The sequence below is a fragment of the Streptomyces sp. NPDC002265 genome (genome assembly GCF_040296125.1).
Classification (GTDB): Bacteria; Actinomycetota; Actinomycetes; order Streptomycetales; family Streptomycetaceae; genus Streptomyces.
In genome coordinates this window covers 1-19,652 of record NZ_JBEOWS010000179.1, presented here as the reverse complement: position 1 = coordinate 19,652, position 19,652 = coordinate 1, and the positions used below count along the sequence as shown (strand labels likewise).

Sequence of the window (19,652 nt, the reverse complement as noted above, 5' to 3'; positions counted from 1 at the left end):
TATTTTGTGTTCGGTCTTTTTTTTTCCCCTTTGCCCTCTCCCTATGGGGTGGCCCGGGGCGGCCCGCCTGTGTGTCCCAACCGCGGGGGGGGGGCTGCGGTAACCCCCCCCCCCCGGCGCTTTGTGCGTGCGTGGTCATCCGGCCTCGACGCGGATCTTGCGCAGGGTCATCGCCGCCAGCACCGCCGCCGCGACGAGCAGAGCCGCCCCGGCGATCGCGGCCGCCTGCATCCCGTCGGTGAAGGCCGCCCGCGCCGCCGCTGCCAGGGCGTCACCCGTGCGCCCCGGGAGCCGGCCGGCGAGGGCGAGCGCGCCGCCCAGCGTCTCGTGGGCCCCGGCCGGTGCCGAGGACGGCATCGCGTGCCGGTAGACCGCGGTGCCGATGGAGCCGAGGACCGCCATGCCCAGGGCGCCGCCGAACTCGGCGCCGGTCTCCAGGAGGGAGGCGGCGGCGCCCGTGTTGCCGAGGGGGACGGTGCCGAGGGCCAGGTCCATCATCTGCGACATCACGGCGACGATCCCGGAGGCGAGGACGCCCGCGCCGGCCAGCACGAGCCACAGGGAGTCGGTGCCGGCGAGGGCCAGCAGGCCGTAGCCGCAGGCGGCGACCGCGAATCCGCCGGAGACGACATGGGCGCGGTGGACGCCCCTGGCCACGAGCTGCGCGGCGACCGGCGCGGCGACACCCACCAGGACGGTGGGAAGCAGGGACCACAGGGCGGCTGACAGCGGACTCTTCCCGAGCACCGACTGGAGGTACTGGGTGGTGAAGAACGCCGAGCCCATCATGCCGAAGGACGAGATCAGGTTGAGGACGACCGCGGGGGCGAAGCCGCGGCCGCGGAACACGGCGGGGGAGATCAGCGGCGACTTCGCGGTGCGCTGGCGGTGGACGAACAGGGCGGCGAAGACCAGGCCGACGAGGATCGAGACGACGTACTCGGTCCGCCAGCCCTCGGACGGGATCTCCTTGATGCCGTAGATCACCGGCAGGACGGCGGCCATCGACAGCGGAACGCTCGGCAGGTCGAAGCGGCCCGGCTCGGGGTTCCTGGACTCGGGCAACAGGAACGGGCCGAGGACCAGCAGCAGCGCCATCGCGGGCAGGTTGACCAGGAAGACCGAGCCCCACCAGAAGTACTGGACGAGGACTCCGCTCATCACCGAACCGAGGGCGATGCCGCCGGTCATGACACCGGACCACAGACCGATCGCCTTTGTGCGCTGTCCGGGGTCGGTGAACATCGTCCGGATGATCGCCATCGTCGACGGCATCAGGGTCGCGCCGCCGACGCCGAGGACCGCGCGGGCCGCGATCAGGGTCTCGGGGCTGTTCGCGTAGGCGGCCACCGCCGAGGCGGTGCCGAAGGCGGCGGCGCCGATCAGCAGCAGCCTGCGCCGGCCGATGCGGTCGCCGAGCGAGCCCATCGTCATCAGCAGGCCCGCCAGGACGAAGGCGTAGATGTCGAAGATCCACAGCTGCTGGGTGCCGCTGGGGGCGAGGTCCGCGCTGATCGCCGGGATCGCGAAGTAGAGGACGGAGACGTCCATCGAGACCAGCAGCAGCGGAAGCATCAGCACGGCCAGGGCGGTCCACTCGCGGCGGCCGGCGAGGGCGGCCGGGGGCGTGGCGGTCCCCGTCGCGGTGGTGCCGGGCGGGTTGGTGCCGGGCGGGTCGGTGCTCGGAGAGTTCGTCATGCCGAGGAATGTACGCGCGTCTTAAACGGTTGTCTAGAACGATTGTATAAGTCGTGCGTCTAGGACGGCTGTATGGATCAGCGGTAGGGTGCCGGGCATGGGACATCGTGAGGATCTGCTGGAAGGCGCCAAGCGCTGCCTGCTGGCGAAGGGCTTCGCGCGCACCACGGCGCGCGACATCGTGAAGGAGTCGGGGACGAATCTCGCGTCCATCGGCTACCACTACGGGTCGAAGGACGCGCTCCTCGCGCAGGCGTACCTCTCGCTGGTGGACGAGGTGCCCTTCGACGGGGACGGGGGAACCGGGATCAGCGCCCCGCCCGGCTCGCTGGAGCGCTTCCGCGAGGTGTGGTCGAACATCGCCGAGTCGATGCGGCAGCCCGGCTCGATGTGGCGGCTCGGCATGGAGGTCATCACCATCGAACTGCCCGAGGTGCGCGACCATCTGGCCCGCGCCCAGCGGGAGGGCGGCCGGGGCCTCGTCTCACTCCTCATGGGCGTGCCGGAGGAGGAGGTCTCCGACGAGACAGCGGACACGCTGGGCCGCTTCTACATGACGCTGATGTCGGGCCTCATCGCGCAGTGGACCTTCGACCCGAAGACCGCGCCCGACGGGGACGTGCTGACGGAGGGGCTGCGGCAGATCATCGAGGCCGCCAACCGGGCCTGACGCTCATCGAGGCCGCCAACCGGGCCTCACGCGCCGGCGGAGCGCCGGAACCGGCCGCGTTCAGCGCGCGTCGGCCCCGTCGTCGCGCAGCCGCGCGCCCTTCAGCGCCATGTGCAGCAGCAGCCGGTCCTCACCGTCGTCCAGGTCCAGTCCCGTCAGCTGCTCGACCCGGGACAGCCGGTAGTACAGGGTCTGCCGGTGGATGCCCAGCTCCGCCGCCGTACGGCCGGCCTGGCCCGCGCAGTCGAGGTAGGCCTCGGCGGTGCGCGCGAGGTCCCGCTGGGCCGGGGACAGCAGGGCCTGTACGGCGCTGTCGCGGGCGGCCGCCGGGGGCAGCGCGGTCAGCAGCCGGTACGGCCCGATGGCCGACCACTCGGCGACCGGTCCGAGGCGGGGCTCCGCCAGCGCCGCCCGTGCCGCAGCCGCGGCCTCGTGCCAGGCGGCGGCCAGCTCGGCGAGTCCGGTGCGCGCCTCGCTCACCCCGGCCGCGGCGGCCCCCTCCTTCATCCCGGCCGCCCCCGCCGCCCCTTCCTTCAGCAGCCGCGCGGCCGTGGTCAGCGCGGGCGCGCGCACGTCCGCGGACCGCAGCCGCACCAGCACCGCGAGACTCTGCCCGGTGGCGCCCCGGGGGACCGTGCACAGGGCGGTGGCGTGCGGCACCGCCCGCGCCGACGGAGCGCCCTGCGGATCGGCCGTCCGCCAGGGGGCCACACAGACGAGCGTGTGCAGACCGTCCGCGCGGGCGCCCAGCGCCGTACGCAGCTCCGCCACCGCCATCTCCTGCTGCCAGCCGCGCTCGGCCGTCAGCACCGCCCGCAGCTCCCGGGACAGGTCGGCGCCGTGCTGCGCCTCGTCGGCCAGCAGTTCCCCGATCCGGCCGGCGACGCGCATGGCGGCGGCCAGCTGTGCCTCGGAGGGGCCCGGGTCGTCGTCCAGCAGCCACACGTATCCGAGGACGACACCCCGATGACGGGCCGGCAGACAGATGCGCCCCCGGTACACGCCCGCCTCCGGGGTGGGCGGGATCCGCACCGGACCGGCCGCCCGGGTGATGCCGAAGCCCTCGAACCAGGTGCGCACCGCCGCCGTGGAGCGGCGGGTCAGGATCGAGCGGGTGCGCACCGGGTCCAGGGCCGCGGCGTCCAGCTCGTCCTCGCTGTCGTACGCGCCGAAGGCGATCAGCTCGAAGTCGCGGTTCTCCAGCGTCGCCGGAGCGCCCAGCAGCTCCGAGAGCTCGTCGACCAGCTCCTGGTAGTCAGCCCGGTGGTGGAAGGGCGCGGCGTCCGACGTCACTCCGGCATTCTCCCGCATGTACAGGGGCCCTTCATACATCTGTCTGAGAACCGGGGCGCGGATGCGTGACAGCTGTCGATGGCCCACGATCGGAGAGATCCTTAGGTTTCACGGTGGTTCTCCGTGCCGTACCCGAATCGTCGGTGAGCGGCCGTTTCGTGCTTGTCTGTGGAGGTGCCCCGTGCTGGGTCCCGTGATTCTCGCCGCGTCGCGCAGCGACCGGATGCGCCGTCTGATCTCGGCGGCTCCGGTGACCAAGCCGGTCGTCGACCGCTTCATCCCCGGTGAGACCGTCGACCAGGTCGTCCCGATCATCAAGGACCTCACGGGCAAGGGCCTGGAAGTCACGATGGACGTCGTCGGCGAGGACATCACCACCCCCGAGCAGTCGTACGCCGCCCGGGACGCGTACCTGGAGCTGATCGGCCGCCTCGAGAAGCTCGGCCTCGGCACCAAGGCCGAGATGTCGGTCAAGCTCTCCATGTTCGGACAGGCCCTGGAGGGCGGGCACGAGCTGGCCCTGGCCAACGTCCGTCCGGTCGTCGAGGCCGCCGCCGCCATCGGCACCACCGTCACGCTCGACGCCGAGGACCACACCACCCTCGACTCGATGTTCGCCATCCACGAGGAGCTGCGGAAGGACTTCCCGCAGACCGGCTGTGTGATCCAGGCCTACCTCTTCCGCACCGAGGACGACGCCCGCCGGCTCGCCGCGGCCGGCAGCCGCGTACGCATCGTCAAGGGCGCCTACAAGGAGCCCGCCGAGGTCGCGTACCAGAAGAAGTCCGAGACCGACAAGGCGTACGTCCGGATCCTGAAGATCCTGATGGAGGGCGAGGGCTACCCGATGATCGGGTCCCACGACCCGCGCCTCATCTCGATCGCCCAGGAGCTGGCGCGGACCGCCGGGCGCAAGCTGGACGAGTACGAGTTCCAGATGCTGTACGGCATCCGCAGCGACGAGCACGTGCGGCTCGCCGCCGAGGGCCACCGTATGCGCGTCTACACCGCGTACGGCACCGACTGGTACGGCTACTTCATGCGTCGCCTGGCGGAGAAGCCGGCCAACCTCCTCTTCTTCGCCCGCTCGATCCTCACCAAGGGCTGAGACCGAACACCCGCTCGACTCAAGGAGTTACGGAAAAATGGACGCTGTGACCCAGGTCCCCACCCCCGTCAACGAGCCGGTGCACGGCTACGCCCCCGGCTCGCCCGAGCGCGCCCGTCTGGAGGCCAAGCTCAAGGAGCTGGCCGAGAACCCGATCGACCTGCCGATGACCATCGGCGGCGAGAAGCGCATGGGCGGCGGCGAGCGTTTCGACGTCGTGCAGCCGCACAACCACAAGGCGCGCATCGGCACCTACGCCAACGCCACGCAGCAGGACGCCCAGGACGCCGTGGACGCGGCCCTCGCCGCCGCCCCGGCCTGGCGCGCGATGGCCTTCGACGACCGCGCCGCGATCATCCTGCGCGCCGCCGAGCTGCTGGCCGGCCCCTGGCGCGAGACGCTGGCCGCCTCCACCATGCTCGGCCAGTCGAAGACCGCCCAGCAGGCCGAGATCGACACCCCCTGCGAGCTCGTCGACTTCTGGCGCTTCAACGTCCACTACGCCCGCCAGATCCTCGCCGAGCAGCCGCCGGCTAACTCCCCGGGCGTGTGGAACCGCATGGACCACCGCCCGCTGGAGGGCTTCGTCTACGCGATCACGCCGTTCAACTTCACGGCGATCGCGGGCAACCTGCCCACCGCTCCGGCGCTCATGGGCAACGTCGTCGTGTGGAAGCCGTCCCCGACGCAGACCCACGCCGCCGTGCTGCTGATGCAGCTCCTGGAGGAGGCGGGCCTGCCCAAGGGTGTCATCAACCTCGTCACCGGTGACGGCATCGAGGTCTCCAAGGTCGCCCTTGAGCACCGCGACCTGGCCGGTATCCACTTCACCGGCTCGACCAAGACCTTCCAGTACCTGTGGAAGACGGTCGGCAACAACATCGAGAAGTACCGCTCCTACCCGCGTCTGGTCGGCGAGACCGGCGGCAAGGACTTCGTGGTCGCCCACCCGTCGGCCGACCGCGCGGTCCTCAAGACCGCCCTGACCCGCGGTTCCTTCGAGTACCAGGGCCAGAAGTGCTCGGCGAGCTCCCGCGCCTACATCCCGGCCTCCATCTGGAACTCCGGTTTCAAGGAGGAGTTCGCGGCCGAGGTCGACGGACTGACCATGGGTGACGTCACCGACCTGTCGAACTTCATCGGCGCGGTCATCGACGAGCGGTCGTTCGCCAAGAACAAGGCGGCCATCGACCGCGCGCAGGCCGACCCGACCTGCACGATCGTCGCGGGCGGCTCGTACGACGACTCCGTCGGCTACTTCGTGCGGCCGACCGTCGTCGAGTGCACGGACCCGGAGAACGAGGTCTTCACGACCGAGTACTTCGGTCCCTTCCTCGCCGTGCACGTCTACGAGGACGACAAGTACGACGAGATGCTGACCCAGATGGAGTCGGCGTCCGACTACGCCCTCACCGGCTCGGTGATCTCGGGCGACCGCGCGGCCGCCGCGTACACGATGGAGAAGCTGCGCTTCGCGGCGGGCAACTTCTACATCAACGACAAGTCGACCGGCGCCGTCGTCGGCCAGCAGCCCTTCGGCGGTGGCCGTGCCTCCGGCACCAACGACAAGGCCGGTGCCCCGCAGAACCTGATGCGCTGGACGCTGACCCGCGCCATCAAGGAGACGCTGGTCCCGCCGACCGAGTATGGCTACCCGCACATGGGCTGACACCCCTGACCCCGCACGGGCCGGGCCGGATCGACTCGATCCGGCCCGGCCCGTCGGCGTGTGCGCGGGCAGACTTGCCCCATGGCCCGCGCGGAGCAGCAGACGGTGACCACGGACGACGGCGTACGGCTGTGGGCGAGTGGCTCGGGCCGGGGCGGGCCGCTGGTGCTGTGCCACGGCGGACCCGGCCTGTGGGACATGTTCGCCGACGCGGCCGGGCCGCTCGCGGACCTGGCCACGGTGGTCCGCTGGGACCAGCGCGGGTGCGGACGGTCCGAGCGGTGCGCGGGACCATGGACGTCCGCGCGCTCCGTGGCCGACCTGGACGCCGTACGACGCCACTTCGGGTTCGACCGGATGGCCCTGCTCGGTCACTCCTGGGGCGCGCAGCTCGCACTGGACTACGCGCTCGCGCACCCGGAGCGGGTGAGCGCGCTGGTCTATGCGGCCGGGACGGGCATCGGGCCGGACGCCGGCTGGCGCGACGCCTTCACGGCGAACTTCCTCGCCCGGCTCGGCGACCGCCCCGCACGTCTGGCCCGCTGGCGGGAGCTGACGGACCGGCCGCTGCGGACCGGCGGCCAGGAGCGGGAGCGGGCGGTGCTCCAGTGGTCGGCAGAGTTCGCCGACCGTGAGCGCGCTGCGGAGCTCGCCGGGCGGCTGGCCGATCCGTGGTTCGCGGTCAACGAGGCGTGCAACCGGGCCCTCGACCGGGAGCGGCGCAGGCGCTGCGGCACGGCGCGGCTGTACGAGGCCTGCCGCGCCCTGCGGGTGCCGGTGACGATTCTCGACGGAGCCCAGGACATCCGGCCCCGTTCGGCCGTGGACTCGCTGGAGCGGGCCCTGCCGAGGGTGCGCCGGGTGACCCTGCCGGGGGCCGGTCACCTGGTGTGGACCGAGGATCCGGCGGGTTTCACGGAGGCGGTGGGGCGCGCCGTCTCAGATAGTAGGAAGTCCGAGTAATTGTAGAGACAGTCGCGAGCTTCTCCCTTAGCGTTGTAGGAGCCGAACGTCTCGCTCGATCCAGCGAATGGCGGTCGTGAGCCGAACCCCGTGCAGGCAACCCCTGCGGCCAGGCTCCCCGCCCTTTCCGGCGTCTCGTACCCCTTTCCGCGCTCCCGGATTTCGAAGGAGTCGATTTCCCATGGCCGAGACGACCGTCCGCCGCCGAGTCCGTCACACCTCCCGCAGCAGCGAGTCCGACCGCAAGAACGCCGCGGCCGCACTCCAGCGCGCCCTCGACCGCCGTGACAACGGCGGCGAGACCGGCCACTGAGCCGGACCCCCTGTACTGAAACGCCCTGTGCCGGGAGCCGCACCCGTCGGGTTGCGGTGCGGGGTCTACGCCCCGCGCCGCACCTCGAAATGGTCTATGCGCGCGCCGTTCGCGGCGAGCGCCGACACCCGCAGCCGGGGGGACGTCCCGCCGGACGCCTCCACGGACAGCAGGGAGAAGCCGCGGTAGCGCACCCGTGACCACTCCACGGTCTCGGCGCTCTGCTGCCGCGACCTCGTCCAGTGGAACGTCTCGACCGGCTCGTGGCGGGTCACCCGGCCCTCGTGGCTCTCGTCGGCGCCTGCCGGAAAGCCGTACAGGTCCCGGCCGCCGCCACCGGCGGTGACGTACACGGTCCCGTCCCGGGCCGGGTCCGTCGAGCCGCCGACCGGCGCCGGCCTGCCCACCTCGCCGTTCTTCACGGCGTCGGTCCGCTCGTACACATGGTTGTGCCCGTTGATCACCAGGTCCACCCGGTGCTGTGCGAACAGCGGCACCCAGGCGGCGCGCACCCCGCCGTCGGAGGCGTGCGCCGAGGTCGAGTAGGCGCAGTGGTGGAAGAAGACCACGACGAAGTCGACGCCGTCGGCCGCGCGCAGCTCACGCAGCCTGCGCTCCAGCCATGCCGTCTGCCGGCCCTGGGTGTGGCCGAGGTTGGCGGGGATCTCGTACGACACGTCGTTCGCGTCCAGCGCCACCACCGCGACGTTGCCGCAGACGAAGGAGTACACGCCCGGCGCGGTGCGCGGGTCGAAGCCGCTGTCCGGGAGCGAGAAGCGGGCCAGCTGGCCCCCGTAGCCGTCGGGGGAGTACCAGGCCTCCATGTCGTGGTTGCCGGTGGTCACCATCCACGGCACGCAGCGGGCCACCGGCTCGTTCTGCTCGAGGAACAGGTCCCAGGCGGTGGGGTCGTAGCCGTCCGACGTCCTGCCCTGCCCGTTGCCGTCCGCGTAGCAGAGGTCGCCCGCGTGCAGATGGAAAGGCCGGGGCGCGGGTCAGCAGCAGCCGGTCGCAGGAGGCCGCCGCCCGGGAGACGCCCTGGTCGCCGAAGGCGGTGAACACGAACGTCCCCGGGTCCGCGGGTGCCGTGCGGAAGGAGGCGACGGTGGCGCGGTGCCCGGCCGCGGCCGGGTCGAAGCCGTCGTGGCCGACGCCGTACCAGTAGGTCGTGCCGGGCAGCAGCCCGTCCAGCGCCGCGTGCACGTAGTACTGCTCCACCGCCGGGCGCGCCCCCGCCACCCCGGGTGTGTGCAGGGCGCGCACCTCGGCCTCGATCCGGGCGCCCAGCCGGTCCGGCCGCGCCCCGAGGCGCAGATACGGCCGGTGCACCGCGGCCGGCACCTGCCAGGAGACCCGCATCGCGGTCCGCGGGTCGGCGCCGAAGGCGAGATGCCGCCCGACGGGCACGACGGCGGAGCCGGGCACCCGGGAAGCCGGCGGCCGCGGCCCCGCGGCAGCCGTCCCGGCAGTCGTCCGGGCGGCCGGGCCCGCCGTGGTCCCGGCGGCGGTTGCCGCGGAGCAGCCGGTCAGCAGGCCGCCCGCCACCGCGCCCGCGGTCACCAGCGCGCGGCGCCTGGTCGGGCTCGTGCGGCTCGTGCGCAGGTACTCGTACTGTTCCGCCATGCTCAGCCGGCGCGCGAGCCGCGGCGGGATGCCGACGTCGGGAAGGTCCATGGCGGTGAACTTCCCGGCGCGGGCCGACACCGCCGTACGCGGGGATGAACGCCACCCGACGGGATGAGTCCGTCCGCCATCGGGGTGTCCGTATCGCGGACGGCCCGTGTCATTCCATGGGACGAGGAGTAGGGTGCCCGCATGTCTCGCAGCATCAATCTCGCAGTGATCCCCGGTGACGGCATCGGCCAGGAGGTCGTGGCCGAGGGTCTCAAGGTCCTCTCCGCCGTCCTTCCGCAGGATGTGAAGCTGGAGACCAAGGAGTACGACTTCGGCGCCCGGCGCTACCACGCGACCGGTGAGACCCTCACCGACGCCGACCTCGACGCGCTCAAGCAGCACGACGCCATCCTGCTCGGCGCGATCGGCGACCCCTCGGTGCCGTCCGGCGTCCTGGAGCGCGGCTTCCTGCTCAAGCTCCGGTTCGCCTTCGACCACCACGTCAACCTGCGTCCCTCGAAGCTGCTCCCGGGTGTCGCCACGCCGCTGGCCGGCCAGCCCGAGATCGACTTCGTCGTGGTCCGCGAGGGCACCGAGGGCCCGTACACCGGCAACGGCGGCACCATCCGCAAGGGCACCGAGCACGAGGTCGCCACCGAGGTCTCGGTGAACACGGCCTTCGGTGTCGAGCGCGTGGTCCGCGACGCGTTCGCCCGCGCCCAGGCCCGCCCGCGCAAGAAGCTCACGCTGGTCCACAAGAACAACGTGCTGACCTTCGCCGGGCATCTGTGGACGAACATCTTCAACAAGGTGGCCGAGGAGTTCCCCGAGGTCGCCACCGAGTACATCCACGTCGACGCGGCGACCATCTACCTGGTCACCCAGCCCGAGCGCTTCGACGTCATCGTCACCGACAACCTCTTCGGCGACATCATCACCGACCTCGCCGCGGCCGTCTCCGGCGGCATCGGCGTCGCCGCCTCCGGCAACATCAACCCGGGCGGCGAGTTCCCGTCCATGTTCGAGCCCGTGCACGGCTCGGCCCCGGACATCGCCGGCCAGGGCAAGGCCGACCCCACCGCCACGGTCCTGTCCGTCGCCCTGCTGCTGCGTCACCTCGGCTACGAGGCCGAGGCGGCCCGGATCGAGGACGCCGTCTCCGCCGACCTCGCGGAGCGCGTCGGGCAGCCCGCCCGCAGCACCACGGAGATCGGCGACGCCCTCTCCGTACGAGTAGCCGGCTGACCCCGCGCCACTCGATTCACTCGAAGCCGCCGGGTCGCATCCGCACCCGGCGGCTTTCCGTATGCGTCGCCGGGGTGCCACCATCAACCCCTGGGCCGCATTCACCCCGTTTTCTTCCGCCGCAGCCCCCGCGCGATAATCGAACGCGGAGCCGCGGTATGAGGGAATGCTCGGACGTCCTAGCACTGGCCACCGGCCGTGCGGGAGTGAGCGCGGCCCGTCACTACAACCGGTGAAGGACACCTACTCATGACGACGCCCACGATCGAGCTGAAGCCCTCCGCCAACCCGCTCTCCGCCACGGAGCGTGCGGCGATCCTGAAGAACCCCGGGTTCGGCCGCCACTTCACGGACCACATGGTGACGATCAAGTGGACCGAGGGGCGCGGCTGGCACGACGGTCAGCTCGTTCCGTACGCGGCGATCCCGCTCGACCCGGCCACCAACGTCCTGCACTACGCCCAGGAGATCTTCGAGGGGCTCAAGGCCTACCGCCGCCCCGACGGCTCCGTCGCCACCTTCCGTCCGGACCAGAACGCCAAGCGGTTCCAGCGCTCCGCCCGCCGTCTGGCGATGCCCGAGCTGCCGGTCGAGACCTTCATCGAGGCGTGCGACCTGCTGGTCCAGCAGGACAAGGACTGGGTGCCGGCGCACGGCGGCGAGGAGTCCCTCTACCTGCGTCCCTTCATGATCGCCACCGAGGTCGGGCTGGGCGTCAAGCCCGCCAACGAGTACCTGTTCATCGTCATCGCCTCCCCGGCCGGCGCGTACTTCCCCGGCGGCGTGCGCCCGGTCTCCATCTGGGCGTCCGAGGACCGCGTCCGCGCCGTCCCCGGCGGCATGGGCGACGCCAAGACCGGCGGCAACTACGCGGCCTCCCTGCTCGCCCAGGCCGAGGCGGCCGCCCAGGGCTGCGACCAGGTCTGCTACCTCGACGCCGTCGAGCACAAGTGGGTCGAGGAACTCGGCGGCATGAACCTGTACTTCGTGTACGGGGACCGGATCGTCACCCCGACCCTCAGCGGCTCGATCCTGGAGGGCGTCACCCGTGACTCCCTGCTGGCCGTCGCCCGCGACCTGGGTTACGAGGCGGAGGAGTCCCGCGTCTCCATCCAGCAGTGGCAGGCCGACTCCGAGAGCGGCACCCTCACCGAGGTCTTCGCCTGCGGCACCGCCGCCGTCATCACCCCGGTCGGCAAGGTCAAGCGGGCCGGCGCCGAGTGGAGCCAGTCGGGCGGCGAGCCCGGCGAGGTCACCATGCGCCTGCGCCGGGCTCTGCTCGACATCCAGCGCGGCACGGCCGAGGACAAGCACGGCTGGATGCACGAGCTGGGCTAGCCGCGCTACGCCTCGCTGCTCACCAGGGCCGCCGTGGACTCCTCGTCCGCGGCGGCTCCGCCGTTCGCGGCGCGGGCCGTCCACAGCAGGTAGACCGCCCCGCCGACCAGCCCCGACAGCAGGAAGCTGCAGTCCACCCCGCCGGTCAGCGACAGCAGCGGACCCTCGTACGACGGCAGCGACACCGCCAGCAGGCCGACCGCCGCGCCCAGCGCCCAGGAGACCGTGGCCGCTACGTTCCAGCCGGCCCGGTACCAGTAGATCCCGCCCCGCGCGCGCCGGTTGAAGACCTGGAGGGCGTCGGCGTCGTAGCGGCCGCCGCTGCGGACGAAGCCGATGAGGGTGATGACCGCCCAGGGGGTGCCGATCGCGGTCAGCAGCAGCACGAAGGACGTCATCGCGGACTGGGCGTTCCAGGCGAAGTGGCCGATGAACACACAGGCCGTCGCCACCACCGCAACCGTGACCGTGGCCCGCGCCCGGGAGGCCCGGGGCAGGATGGCGTCCAGGTCCAGGCCCATGGAGTAGAGCATCAGGCCCGCGTTGCCCGCCGAGCCCGCCGAGGCGGAGAGCAGCAGCGGGACCAGGTACCAGCCGGGGGAGGCGTCGACCAGGGGGCCCGCGTAGTCGAGGGCCGCGCCCGCCGCGTACGCCGTGAAGGTGCCGAACAGCTGCGGGACGAGCAGGCCCAGGATCAGGCCGAGCCAGGTGGCGTGCAGGACCCGGCGGGAGGTGTGGCGGGCGGGGGAGATGTAGCGGGTGTAGTCGCCCAGCAGGGTGATGAACGCGATCGGCCCGGACAGACCGGCGGCCACCGTCGCCAGCAGCCAGGTGGGCCAGAACCCGCCCAGCAGATAGCCGCCGGCCTCCGGCAGCGCGGCGGTGGTGAAGTGCGGGGCGTACGCGATCACGCCCAGCACCAGCAGGGCCGTCATGACGATCGCCAGGGCGCGGGACATGGCCAGCAGCACCCGGTAGCCGTAGACCGCGCCGGCCACGGTCGCGGCCGCGAGCAGCCCGTACACCAGGGTGTACGCGGTCCCGGAGGCCGACATCCCGAACAGCCGGTGCAGCACGCCGACCATCACGTCGCCGCCGATCCACACCGTCAGCGCGGTGTAGCCGAGCGCGAGCAGCAGCCCGACGACCGAGCCGACCAGCCGGCCGCGCACCCCGAACTGGGCGCCGGAGGAGGTGGACAAGTTGGTCGCGGTGCGCAGCGAGACCAGTGCCAGCGGGGCCGTCAGGGCGGTGCCGACCAGCGTGCCGACCACGACCGAGCTGACCGAGGCCCACCAGCCGAGCCCGAAGGACGGCGGCAGCCAGCCGAAGATGATCACGCCGAGGCAGAGGTTGGAACCGAGCAGGATCGACACGAGGTCGCGCGGCCCGCTGGTGCGTTCCTCGTCGGGGATGGTGTCGACTCCGCGCTGTTCTATCGGCATGACCGGTCTCCTTCGACCTACGGCAAACCTCGGGCAGGGATGAGTGCGTGCCACCCGGGGCACAGTTTGAGCGACGCTCAATGTGACGTGTTCGAAGGTCGACCGTCAATGTTTCAGTTGAAGGAATCCCACGTTTAGAGTGATGCTCTAACCTGAGGAAGGCAAGGAGGTGCCGTGTCGTGAGACTGACCCCCACCGAACGTGACCGGCTGCTGCTCTTCGGGGCGGCCGAACTGGCCCGTGCCCGCCGCGCCCGCGGCCTGCGGCTGAACGTGCCGGAGGCGACCGCGATCATCGCGGACACCGTCTGCGAGGCCGCCCGCGACGGCCGGCGGCTGGCGGAGGCGATCGCCGCGGCCCGGTCCGTGCTCGGGCCGCAGGACGTCCTGCCGGGCGTCGCCGACATCGTCACCGAGGTGCACGTCGAGGCCGTCTTCGACGACGGCTCGCGCCTCGCGGTGGTCAGCGACCCGATCGGTGGCGGACTGGGCGAGGAGGGCCCCGGCGCGCTGCTGCCGGGCCCCGAGCACGCCGAGCCCGAGGCCGCCGTGCGGCTGACGGTCACCAACACCGCGGCCGTCCCGGTCTCGGTCACCTCCCACTTCCACTTCTTCGAGGCCAACCCGCGCCTGGACTTCCCGCGCGGACAGGCCTACGGGATGCGCCTGGCGGTCCCGGCCGGATCCTCGGTGCGCTTCGGCCCCGGCGAGAGCGCTGAGGTCGGTCTCGTGCCGATCGGCGGCGAGCGGATCGCGATCGGCTTCGCCGGGCTGGTCGACGGACCGCTCGACGCGCCGGGGGCCCGGGAAGAGGCCCTGCGCCGGGCAGCCGCCTGCGGCTACCTCGGCGTACCGCACACCCCTGACCAGGAGGCCGAGCGATGAGCCGCCCCGGAGGCCACCCCGCCGAGACCCGCCGTCTCACCCCGCACGAGTACGCCGCCACCCACGGCCCGCGGGCCGGCGACCGCATCCGCCTCGGTGACTCCGGTCTGACGATCCGCGTCGAGTCCGACGCCCAGCGGCACGGAGACGAGTTCCTGGCCGGCTTCGGCAAGACCGCCCGCGACGGACTGCACCTCAAGGCGGCCGCGGTCCGCGACACCTGCGACGTCGTGATCAGCAACGTCGTCGTGATCGACGCCGTGCAGGGGATCCGCAAGGTCTCCATCGGCATCCGGGAAGGCCGTATCCACGCCATCGGACGGGCCGGCAACCCCGACACCCTCGACGGCGTCGACGTGGTGGTCGGCACGGGCACCTCGATCGTCTCCGGCGAGGGGCTCATCGCCACCGCCGGGGCCGTCGACACCCATGTCCACCTGCTGTCGCCGCGCATCATGGAGGCCTCGCTGGCCTCCGGCGTGACCACGATCATCGGCCAGGAGTTCGGGCCGGTGTGGGGCGTCGGCGTCAACTCGCCCTGGGCGCTGCGGCACGCCTTCAACGCCTTCGACGCCTGGCCCGTCAACATCGGCTTCCTGGGCCGGGGTTCCTCCTCGCACGCGGCCCCGCTGGTCGAGGCGCTCGCCGAGGGCGGCGCGTCCGGCTTCAAGGTGCACGAGGACATGGGCGCCCACACCCGGGCGCTGGACACCGCGCTGCGCGTCGCCGAGGAGCACGACGTCCAGGTCGCCCTGCACAGCGACGGGCTGAACGAGTGCCTGTCGGTCGAGGACACCCTGCGGGTGCTGGAGGGCCGCACCATCCACGCCTTCCACATCGAGGGCTGCGGCGGTGGGCACGTGCCGAACGTGCTGAAGATGGCGGGCGTGCCGAACGTCATCGGCTCCTCCACCAACCCCACCCTGCCCTTCGGCCGGGACGCGGTCGCCGAGCACTACGGCATGATCGTCTCCGTCCACGACCTCAAGACCGACCTGCCCGGCGACGCCGCCATGGCCCGCGACCGCATCCGGGCCGGCACCATGGGCGCCGAGGACGTGCTGCACGACCTGGGCGCGATCGGCATCACCTCGTCCGACGCGCAGGGCATGGGGCGCGCGGGGGAGACCGTGCGCCGTACGTTCGCCATGGCCGGGAAGATGAAGGCCGAGTTCGGCGCACCCGAGGACCACGACAACGAGCGGGTCCTGCGCTACATGGCCAAGCTGACCATCAACCCCGCCATCGCGCACGGCCTCGCGCACGAGGTCGGCTCCATCGAGACCGGCAAGCTCGCCGACATCGTGCTGTGGCGGCCGGAGTACTTCGGCGCCAAGCCGCAGCTCGTGCTCAAGGCCGGCTTCCCGGCGTACGGCGTGACCGGCGACCCCAACGCGGCCACCGACACCTGCGAACCCCTCGTGCTCGGGCCGCAGTTCGGCGCGCACGGCGGCACGCCCGCCGACCTCTCCGTCGCCTTCGTCGCCCGGGCCGCCCTGGACCAGGGCAACGACACGATGCCGACCCGGCGGCGCCGGGTCGCGGTGCGCGGCACCCGGGGCATCGGCCCCGCCGACCTGCGCCTGAACTCCCGTACCGGAGCGGTCGACGTCGACCAGCGCACCGGCCTGGTCACCCTCGACGGCGAACCCGTCCGCTCCGAACCGGCCGACTCGGTCGCCCTCAACCGTCTGTACTTCCTCTAAGGATCACCCATGTCTGCTGCCGCCGACGGCTTCCGCATGCCCGCCGAGTGGACCCCGCACGAGCGCACCTGGATGGCGTGGCCGGGCCCCAACCCGACCTTCGACGACCCCGAGGACCTCGCCGCCTCCCGCGCCGCCTGGGCGTCGGTCGCCCGCGCGGTCCGCCGTTTCGAACCCGTCACCGTGGTGTGCGGCCCCGGGCAGAGCGCGCGGGCCGCCGAGCTCCTCGGACCCGGCATCGACACGGTCGAACGCGACCTCGACGACGCCTGGATGCGCGACATCGGTCCCACCTTCCTCACCGACGGCAAGGGGGGACTCGCGGCCGTCGACTGGACGTTCAACGGCTGGGGCGCCCAGCACTGGGCCCGCTGGGAGCACGACGCGAAGATCGCCGCGCAGGTCTCGGACCTCGCGGGGGCCCGGACGTACGCCTCGGAGCTCGTCAACGAGGGCGGCGCGATCCACGTCGACGGCGAGGGCACCGTCCTGCTGACCGAGACCGTGCAGCTCGGCCCCGAGCGCAACCCGGGCTGGACCCGTGAGCAGGTCGAGGCGGAGATCCACGCCCAGCTCGGCACCCGCAAGGCGATCTGGCTGCCGCGCGGCCTCACCGGCGACTACCCCCCGCACGGCTTCGGCACCCTCGGCCATGTCGACATCGTCGCCGCCTTCGCCCGTCCGGGCGTGGTGGTCGCGCACCACCAGCCCGACCCGGCGCACCCCGACCACGAGGTGACCCGCGAGGTCATCGGCATCCTGCGCGCCCAGACCGACGCGCACGGCCGCCCGCTGGAGGTCGTCGAGGTCCCCGCCCCCACCGTCCTGGAGGCCGACGGCCACTGGGCCGACTACTCCTACATCAACCACTACCTCTGCAACGACGGTGTGGTGCTGTGCGGCTTCGACGACCCGCGGGACGAGGTCGCGGCCGGGATTTTCGGCCGCCTGTTCCCCGAGCGGACGGTGACGCTGGTGGACGCCCGTACGATCTTCTCCGGTGGCGGTGGCATCCACTGCATCACCCAGCAGCAGCCGAAGGTCTGACACCACAGGAGCAGCGGATGGCCGGTGCGGCGCGGGCGCGCAAGAACGCGCCGCCACGCGAGGAGGTCCTCGCCGCGGCCATGGACATGATCGCCGAGCGCGGTCTGGAGAAGCTCACCATGGCGGGGCTCGGCCGCGAGGTCGGCATGAGCAGCGGCCATCTGCTGTACTACTTCCACTCCAAGGACGAGCTGCTGCTCCAGACCCTGGAGTGGAGCGAGAGCAGGCTGGGCGCCGAGCGGAGCCGGCTCCTCACCCGCGCCGCCCCCGTCCGCGAACGCCTCGACGCGTTCGTCGGCCTGTACGTCCCCGACGGCCACCACGACCCGCACTGGACCCTGTGGCTGGAGGTCTGGAACCGCTCGCAGAACGCGGACGACGACGCCCGCGACCGCCAGGCCGCGATCGAGGGTGCCTGGCACCGCGATCTCGTCGCCCTGCTCGCGGAGGGCATCTCGCGCGGCGAGATCCGCCCGGTCGACCCCGACCGCTACGCCACCCGGCTGCGCGCCCTCCTCGACGGCCTGTCCATCCACGTGGCGATCGGGCTCCGCGGCACCGGACGGGCGCAGGTCCTCGGCCACGCCCGGGAGTTCCTGGACCAGACGCTGGCACGACCGGAGCCCGCGAACGGCTGAGAGCTGTCCCGGGCTCCGGGCGGCCCGTATGCCGTGTCCACGGGTGAGCAGCTCACTGTTCGCATCCTGAGACGGACGGTGAGCACGAGGGCGAATTGTGCCAGACTGCCGCCGTGCTCTCGTTCGCCATGATTATTGGCAGCAGGCGCGCCGGTCCGCAGTGACCGCCACGTACGACCAGGTACGGGCGGCCATCGTGTCCTCGACCCGCGCGCAGACCTCTCGCACCCGCGAGAGGTTTTTCGTTTTCCCGGCCCACCTTCAGCCAGGGGCGAAGCGCACGGAACCGTGGGGGGACGGTGGAGCCGGTCATTCCGGTAGACCGAGATCCAAAACAGGAGCCTTGAACCCATGACGGAAACCAGCGAACTCGACGACTCGTTCCACGTCTTCGACACCACCCTGCGCGACGGCGCCCAGCGGGAGGGCATCAACCTCACCGTCGCCGACAAGCTGGCCATCGCACGGCACCTGGACGACTTCGGCGTGGGCTTCATCGAGGGCGGCTGGCCCGGCGCCAACCCGCGCGACACGGAGTTCTTCGCCCGCGCGCAGCAGGAGATCGACTTCAAGCACGCCACGCTCGTCGCCTTCGGCGCCACCCGCCGCGCCAACGCCAAGGCCTCCGAGGACCCCCAGGTCAAGGCGCTGCTCGACTCCGGCGCCCCGGTGATCACGCTGGTCGCGAAGTCGCACGACCGGCATGTGGAACTGGCGCTGCGCACCACGCTGGACGAGAACCTGGAGATGGTCCGCGACACCGTCTCCTTCCTGCGCTCGCAGGGCCGCCGCGTCTTCGTCGACTGCGAGCACTTCTTCGACGGCTACCGCGCGAACCCGGAGTACGCCAAGGCCGTCGTGCGGGCCGCCGCGGAGGCGGGCGCCGACGTGGTGGTCCTGTGCGACACCAACGGCGGAATGCTCCCGGCCCAGGTCCAGGCCGTCGTCGCCACCGTCCTCGCCGACACCGGCGCCCGGCTCGGCATCCATGCCCAGGACGACACCGGGTGCGCGGTCGCCAACACCCTCGCCGCCGTCGACGCGGGCGCGACCCACGTCCAGTGCACGGCGAACGGCTACGGCGAGCGGGTCGGCAACTCCAACCTCTTCCCGGTGGTCGCCGCGCTGGAGCTGAAGTACGGCAAGAAGGTGCTGCCCGAGGGCGCGCTGCGCGAGATGACCCGGATCTCGCACGCCATCGCCGAGGTGGTGAACCTGACCCCGGCCACCCACCAGCCCTACGTCGGTGTCTCGGCCTTCGCCCACAAGGGCGGCCTGCACGCCTCCGCGATCAAGGTCGATCCGGCCCTGTACCAGCACATCGAGCCCGAGGAAGTCGGCAACACCATGCGGATGCTGGTGTCCGACATGGCGGGCCGCGCCTCGGTCGAGCTCAAGGGCAAGGAACTCGGCATCGACATCAGCGGCGACCGCGAGCTCGTCGGCCGGGTCGTCGAGCGGGTCAAGGAGCGCGAGCTCAAGGGCTACACCTTCGAGGCGGCGGACGCCAGCTTCGAGCTGCTGCTGCGCGCCGAGGTCGAGGGCAGGGCCCGCACGTACTTCGAGGTCGAGTCCTGGCGCGCGATCGTCGAGGACCGCCCCGACGGCTCGCACGCCAACGAGGCCACGGTCAAGCTCTTCGCCAAGGGCGAGCGCATCGTCGCCACGGCGGAGGGCAACGGCCCCGTCAACGCCCTGGACCGGGCCCTGCGGGTGGCCCTGGAGAAGATCTACCCCCAGCTCGCCCAGCTGGAGCTGGTGGACTACAAGGTCCGCATCCTGGAGGGCAAGCACGGCACCCAGTCCACCACCCGGGTGCTGATCTCCACCTCGGACGGCGCGGGCGAGTGGTCGACGGTCGGTGTCGCGGAGAACGTCATCGCCGCCTCCTGGCAGGCCCTGGAGGACGCGTACACGTACGGTCTCCTGCGCGCCGGCGTGGAACCCGCGGCCTAGACACTGTCGCGGCGGCGCGGGCGGGGGCCCCCCCCGCCCGCCCCCCCGCGGGCGAACGGAAACCG

15 protein-coding genes and 1 pseudogene are annotated in these 19,652 nt (G+C 72.0%); 12 read left to right on the top strand and 4 right to left on the bottom strand.

Annotated features, from left to right (window positions below):
• Positions 1–135 precede the first annotated feature (135 nt).
• The gene (locus ABT085_RS27510) at positions 136–1,698 is read right to left on the bottom strand and encodes an MFS transporter (protein WP_502982818.1); all 1,563 of its coding nucleotides are present in this window, start codon (positions 1,696–1,698) and stop codon (positions 136–138) included.
• A 97-nt stretch (positions 1,699–1,795) separates the two neighbouring features.
• On the opposite strand from ABT085_RS27510, the gene ABT085_RS27505 reads away from it, so the two are divergent.
• On the top strand, positions 1,796–2,368 hold the full coding sequence (locus ABT085_RS27505; RefSeq protein ID WP_351613355.1) for a TetR/AcrR family transcriptional regulator: 573 nt from the start codon (positions 1,796–1,798) through the stop codon (positions 2,366–2,368).
• Between the two features lie 60 nt (positions 2,369–2,428).
• Here ABT085_RS27505 and ABT085_RS27500 read toward each other — a convergent pair whose 3' ends face one another.
• Positions 2,429–3,679, bottom strand: coding sequence for a PucR family transcriptional regulator (locus ABT085_RS27500; protein WP_351613352.1), 1,251 nt, complete (start codon positions 3,677–3,679; stop codon positions 2,429–2,431).
• A gap of 163 nt (positions 3,680–3,842) precedes the next feature.
• Here ABT085_RS27500 and ABT085_RS27495 point away from each other — a divergent pair, with 163 nt between their 5' ends.
• From ABT085_RS27495 to ABT085_RS27480, 4 genes are all read left to right on the top strand, one after another.
• Positions 3,843–4,769 (top strand): proline dehydrogenase family protein, encoded by a 927-nt coding sequence (locus ABT085_RS27495; protein ID WP_351613349.1) that lies wholly within the window; start codon positions 3,843–3,845, stop codon positions 4,767–4,769.
• Between the two features lie 37 nt (positions 4,770–4,806).
• On the top strand, positions 4,807–6,438 hold the full coding sequence (pruA, locus tag ABT085_RS27490; RefSeq protein WP_351613346.1) for an L-glutamate gamma-semialdehyde dehydrogenase: 1,632 nt from the start codon (positions 4,807–4,809) through the stop codon (positions 6,436–6,438).
• Positions 6,439–6,519: 81 nt separating this feature from the next.
• A complete protein-coding gene (locus tag ABT085_RS27485; RefSeq protein ID WP_351613343.1) occupies positions 6,520–7,401 on the top strand; it encodes an alpha/beta fold hydrolase in 882 nt (293 codons plus the stop codon).
• A 181-nt stretch (positions 7,402–7,582) separates the two neighbouring features.
• The gene (locus ABT085_RS27480; RefSeq protein ID WP_152887268.1) at positions 7,583–7,714 is read left to right on the top strand and encodes a hypothetical protein; all 132 of its coding nucleotides are present in this window, start codon (positions 7,583–7,585) and stop codon (positions 7,712–7,714) included.
• 65 nt (positions 7,715–7,779) lie between these two features.
• Here ABT085_RS27480 and ABT085_RS27475 read toward each other — a convergent pair.
• Positions 7,780–9,388 (bottom strand): annotated as a pseudogene (locus ABT085_RS27475) (purple acid phosphatase family protein).
• Between the two features lie 141 nt (positions 9,389–9,529).
• On the opposite strand from ABT085_RS27475, the gene ABT085_RS27470 reads away from it, so the two are divergent.
• The gene (locus tag ABT085_RS27470; RefSeq protein WP_351613339.1) at positions 9,530–10,573 is read left to right on the top strand and encodes a 3-isopropylmalate dehydrogenase; all 1,044 of its coding nucleotides are present in this window, start codon (positions 9,530–9,532) and stop codon (positions 10,571–10,573) included.
• 249 nt (positions 10,574–10,822) lie between these two features.
• Positions 10,823–11,911, top strand: coding sequence for a branched-chain amino acid aminotransferase (locus tag ABT085_RS27465; RefSeq protein ID WP_351613337.1), 1,089 nt, complete (start codon positions 10,823–10,825; stop codon positions 11,909–11,911).
• 5 nt (positions 11,912–11,916) lie between these two features.
• Here ABT085_RS27465 and ABT085_RS27460 read toward each other — a convergent pair whose 3' ends face one another.
• Positions 11,917–13,356, bottom strand: a complete 1,440-nt coding sequence (locus ABT085_RS27460) for a cytosine permease (RefSeq protein ID WP_351613334.1) — start codon at positions 13,354–13,356, stop codon at positions 11,917–11,919.
• A 179-nt stretch (positions 13,357–13,535) separates the two neighbouring features.
• Between ABT085_RS27460 and ureA the strand changes: the two genes are divergently transcribed.
• From ureA to cimA, 5 genes are all read left to right on the top strand, one after another.
• Positions 13,536–14,240 (top strand): urease subunit gamma, encoded by a 705-nt coding sequence (ureA, locus tag ABT085_RS27455; RefSeq protein ID WP_351613331.1) that lies wholly within the window; start codon positions 13,536–13,538, stop codon positions 14,238–14,240.
• Positions 14,237–15,946 (top strand): urease subunit alpha, encoded by a 1,710-nt coding sequence (locus ABT085_RS27450; RefSeq protein WP_351613328.1) that lies wholly within the window; start codon positions 14,237–14,239, stop codon positions 15,944–15,946. The genes ureA and ABT085_RS27450 overlap by 4 nt, the downstream gene beginning before the upstream one ends.
• 9 nt (positions 15,947–15,955) lie before the next feature.
• The gene (locus ABT085_RS27445; protein ID WP_351613324.1) at positions 15,956–16,993 is read left to right on the top strand and encodes an agmatine deiminase family protein; all 1,038 of its coding nucleotides are present in this window, start codon (positions 15,956–15,958) and stop codon (positions 16,991–16,993) included.
• 17 nt (positions 16,994–17,010) lie between these two features.
• Positions 17,011–17,631, top strand: a complete 621-nt coding sequence (locus tag ABT085_RS27440) for a TetR/AcrR family transcriptional regulator (RefSeq protein WP_351613321.1) — start codon at positions 17,011–17,013, stop codon at positions 17,629–17,631.
• Positions 17,632–17,982: 351 nt separating this feature from the next.
• Positions 17,983–19,587, top strand: coding sequence for a citramalate synthase (gene cimA / locus ABT085_RS27435; RefSeq protein ID WP_351613318.1), 1,605 nt, complete (start codon positions 17,983–17,985; stop codon positions 19,585–19,587).
• The last annotated feature ends 65 nt before the right edge of the window (positions 19,588–19,652 follow it).

Coding starts and splice junctions, on each gene's coding strand:
- ABT085_RS27445 (WP_351613324.1), top strand. CDS start 15,956: ATGTCTGCTGCCGCCGACGGCTTCCGCATGCCCGCCGAGTGGACCCCG.
- ABT085_RS27460 (WP_351613334.1), bottom strand. CDS start 13,356: ATGCCGATAGAACAGCGCGGAGTCGACACCATCCCCGACGAGGAACGC.
- ABT085_RS27450 (WP_351613328.1), top strand. CDS start 14,237: ATGAGCCGCCCCGGAGGCCACCCCGCCGAGACCCGCCGTCTCACCCCG.
- ABT085_RS27505 (WP_351613355.1), top strand. CDS start 1,796: ATGGGACATCGTGAGGATCTGCTGGAAGGCGCCAAGCGCTGCCTGCTG.
- ABT085_RS27470 (WP_351613339.1), top strand. CDS start 9,530: ATGTCTCGCAGCATCAATCTCGCAGTGATCCCCGGTGACGGCATCGGC.
- ABT085_RS27440 (WP_351613321.1), top strand. CDS start 17,011: ATGGCCGGTGCGGCGCGGGCGCGCAAGAACGCGCCGCCACGCGAGGAG.
- ABT085_RS27465 (WP_351613337.1), top strand. CDS start 10,823: ATGACGACGCCCACGATCGAGCTGAAGCCCTCCGCCAACCCGCTCTCC.
- cimA (WP_351613318.1), top strand. CDS start 17,983: ATGACGGAAACCAGCGAACTCGACGACTCGTTCCACGTCTTCGACACC.
- ABT085_RS27485 (WP_351613343.1), top strand. CDS start 6,520: ATGGCCCGCGCGGAGCAGCAGACGGTGACCACGGACGACGGCGTACGG.
- pruA (WP_351613346.1), top strand. CDS start 4,807: ATGGACGCTGTGACCCAGGTCCCCACCCCCGTCAACGAGCCGGTGCAC.
- ABT085_RS27510 (WP_502982818.1), bottom strand. CDS start 1,698: ATGACGAACTCTCCGAGCACCGACCCGCCCGGCACCAACCCGCCCGGC.
- ABT085_RS27500 (WP_351613352.1), bottom strand. CDS start 3,679: ATGCGGGAGAATGCCGGAGTGACGTCGGACGCCGCGCCCTTCCACCAC.
- ABT085_RS27480 (WP_152887268.1), top strand. CDS start 7,583: ATGGCCGAGACGACCGTCCGCCGCCGAGTCCGTCACACCTCCCGCAGC.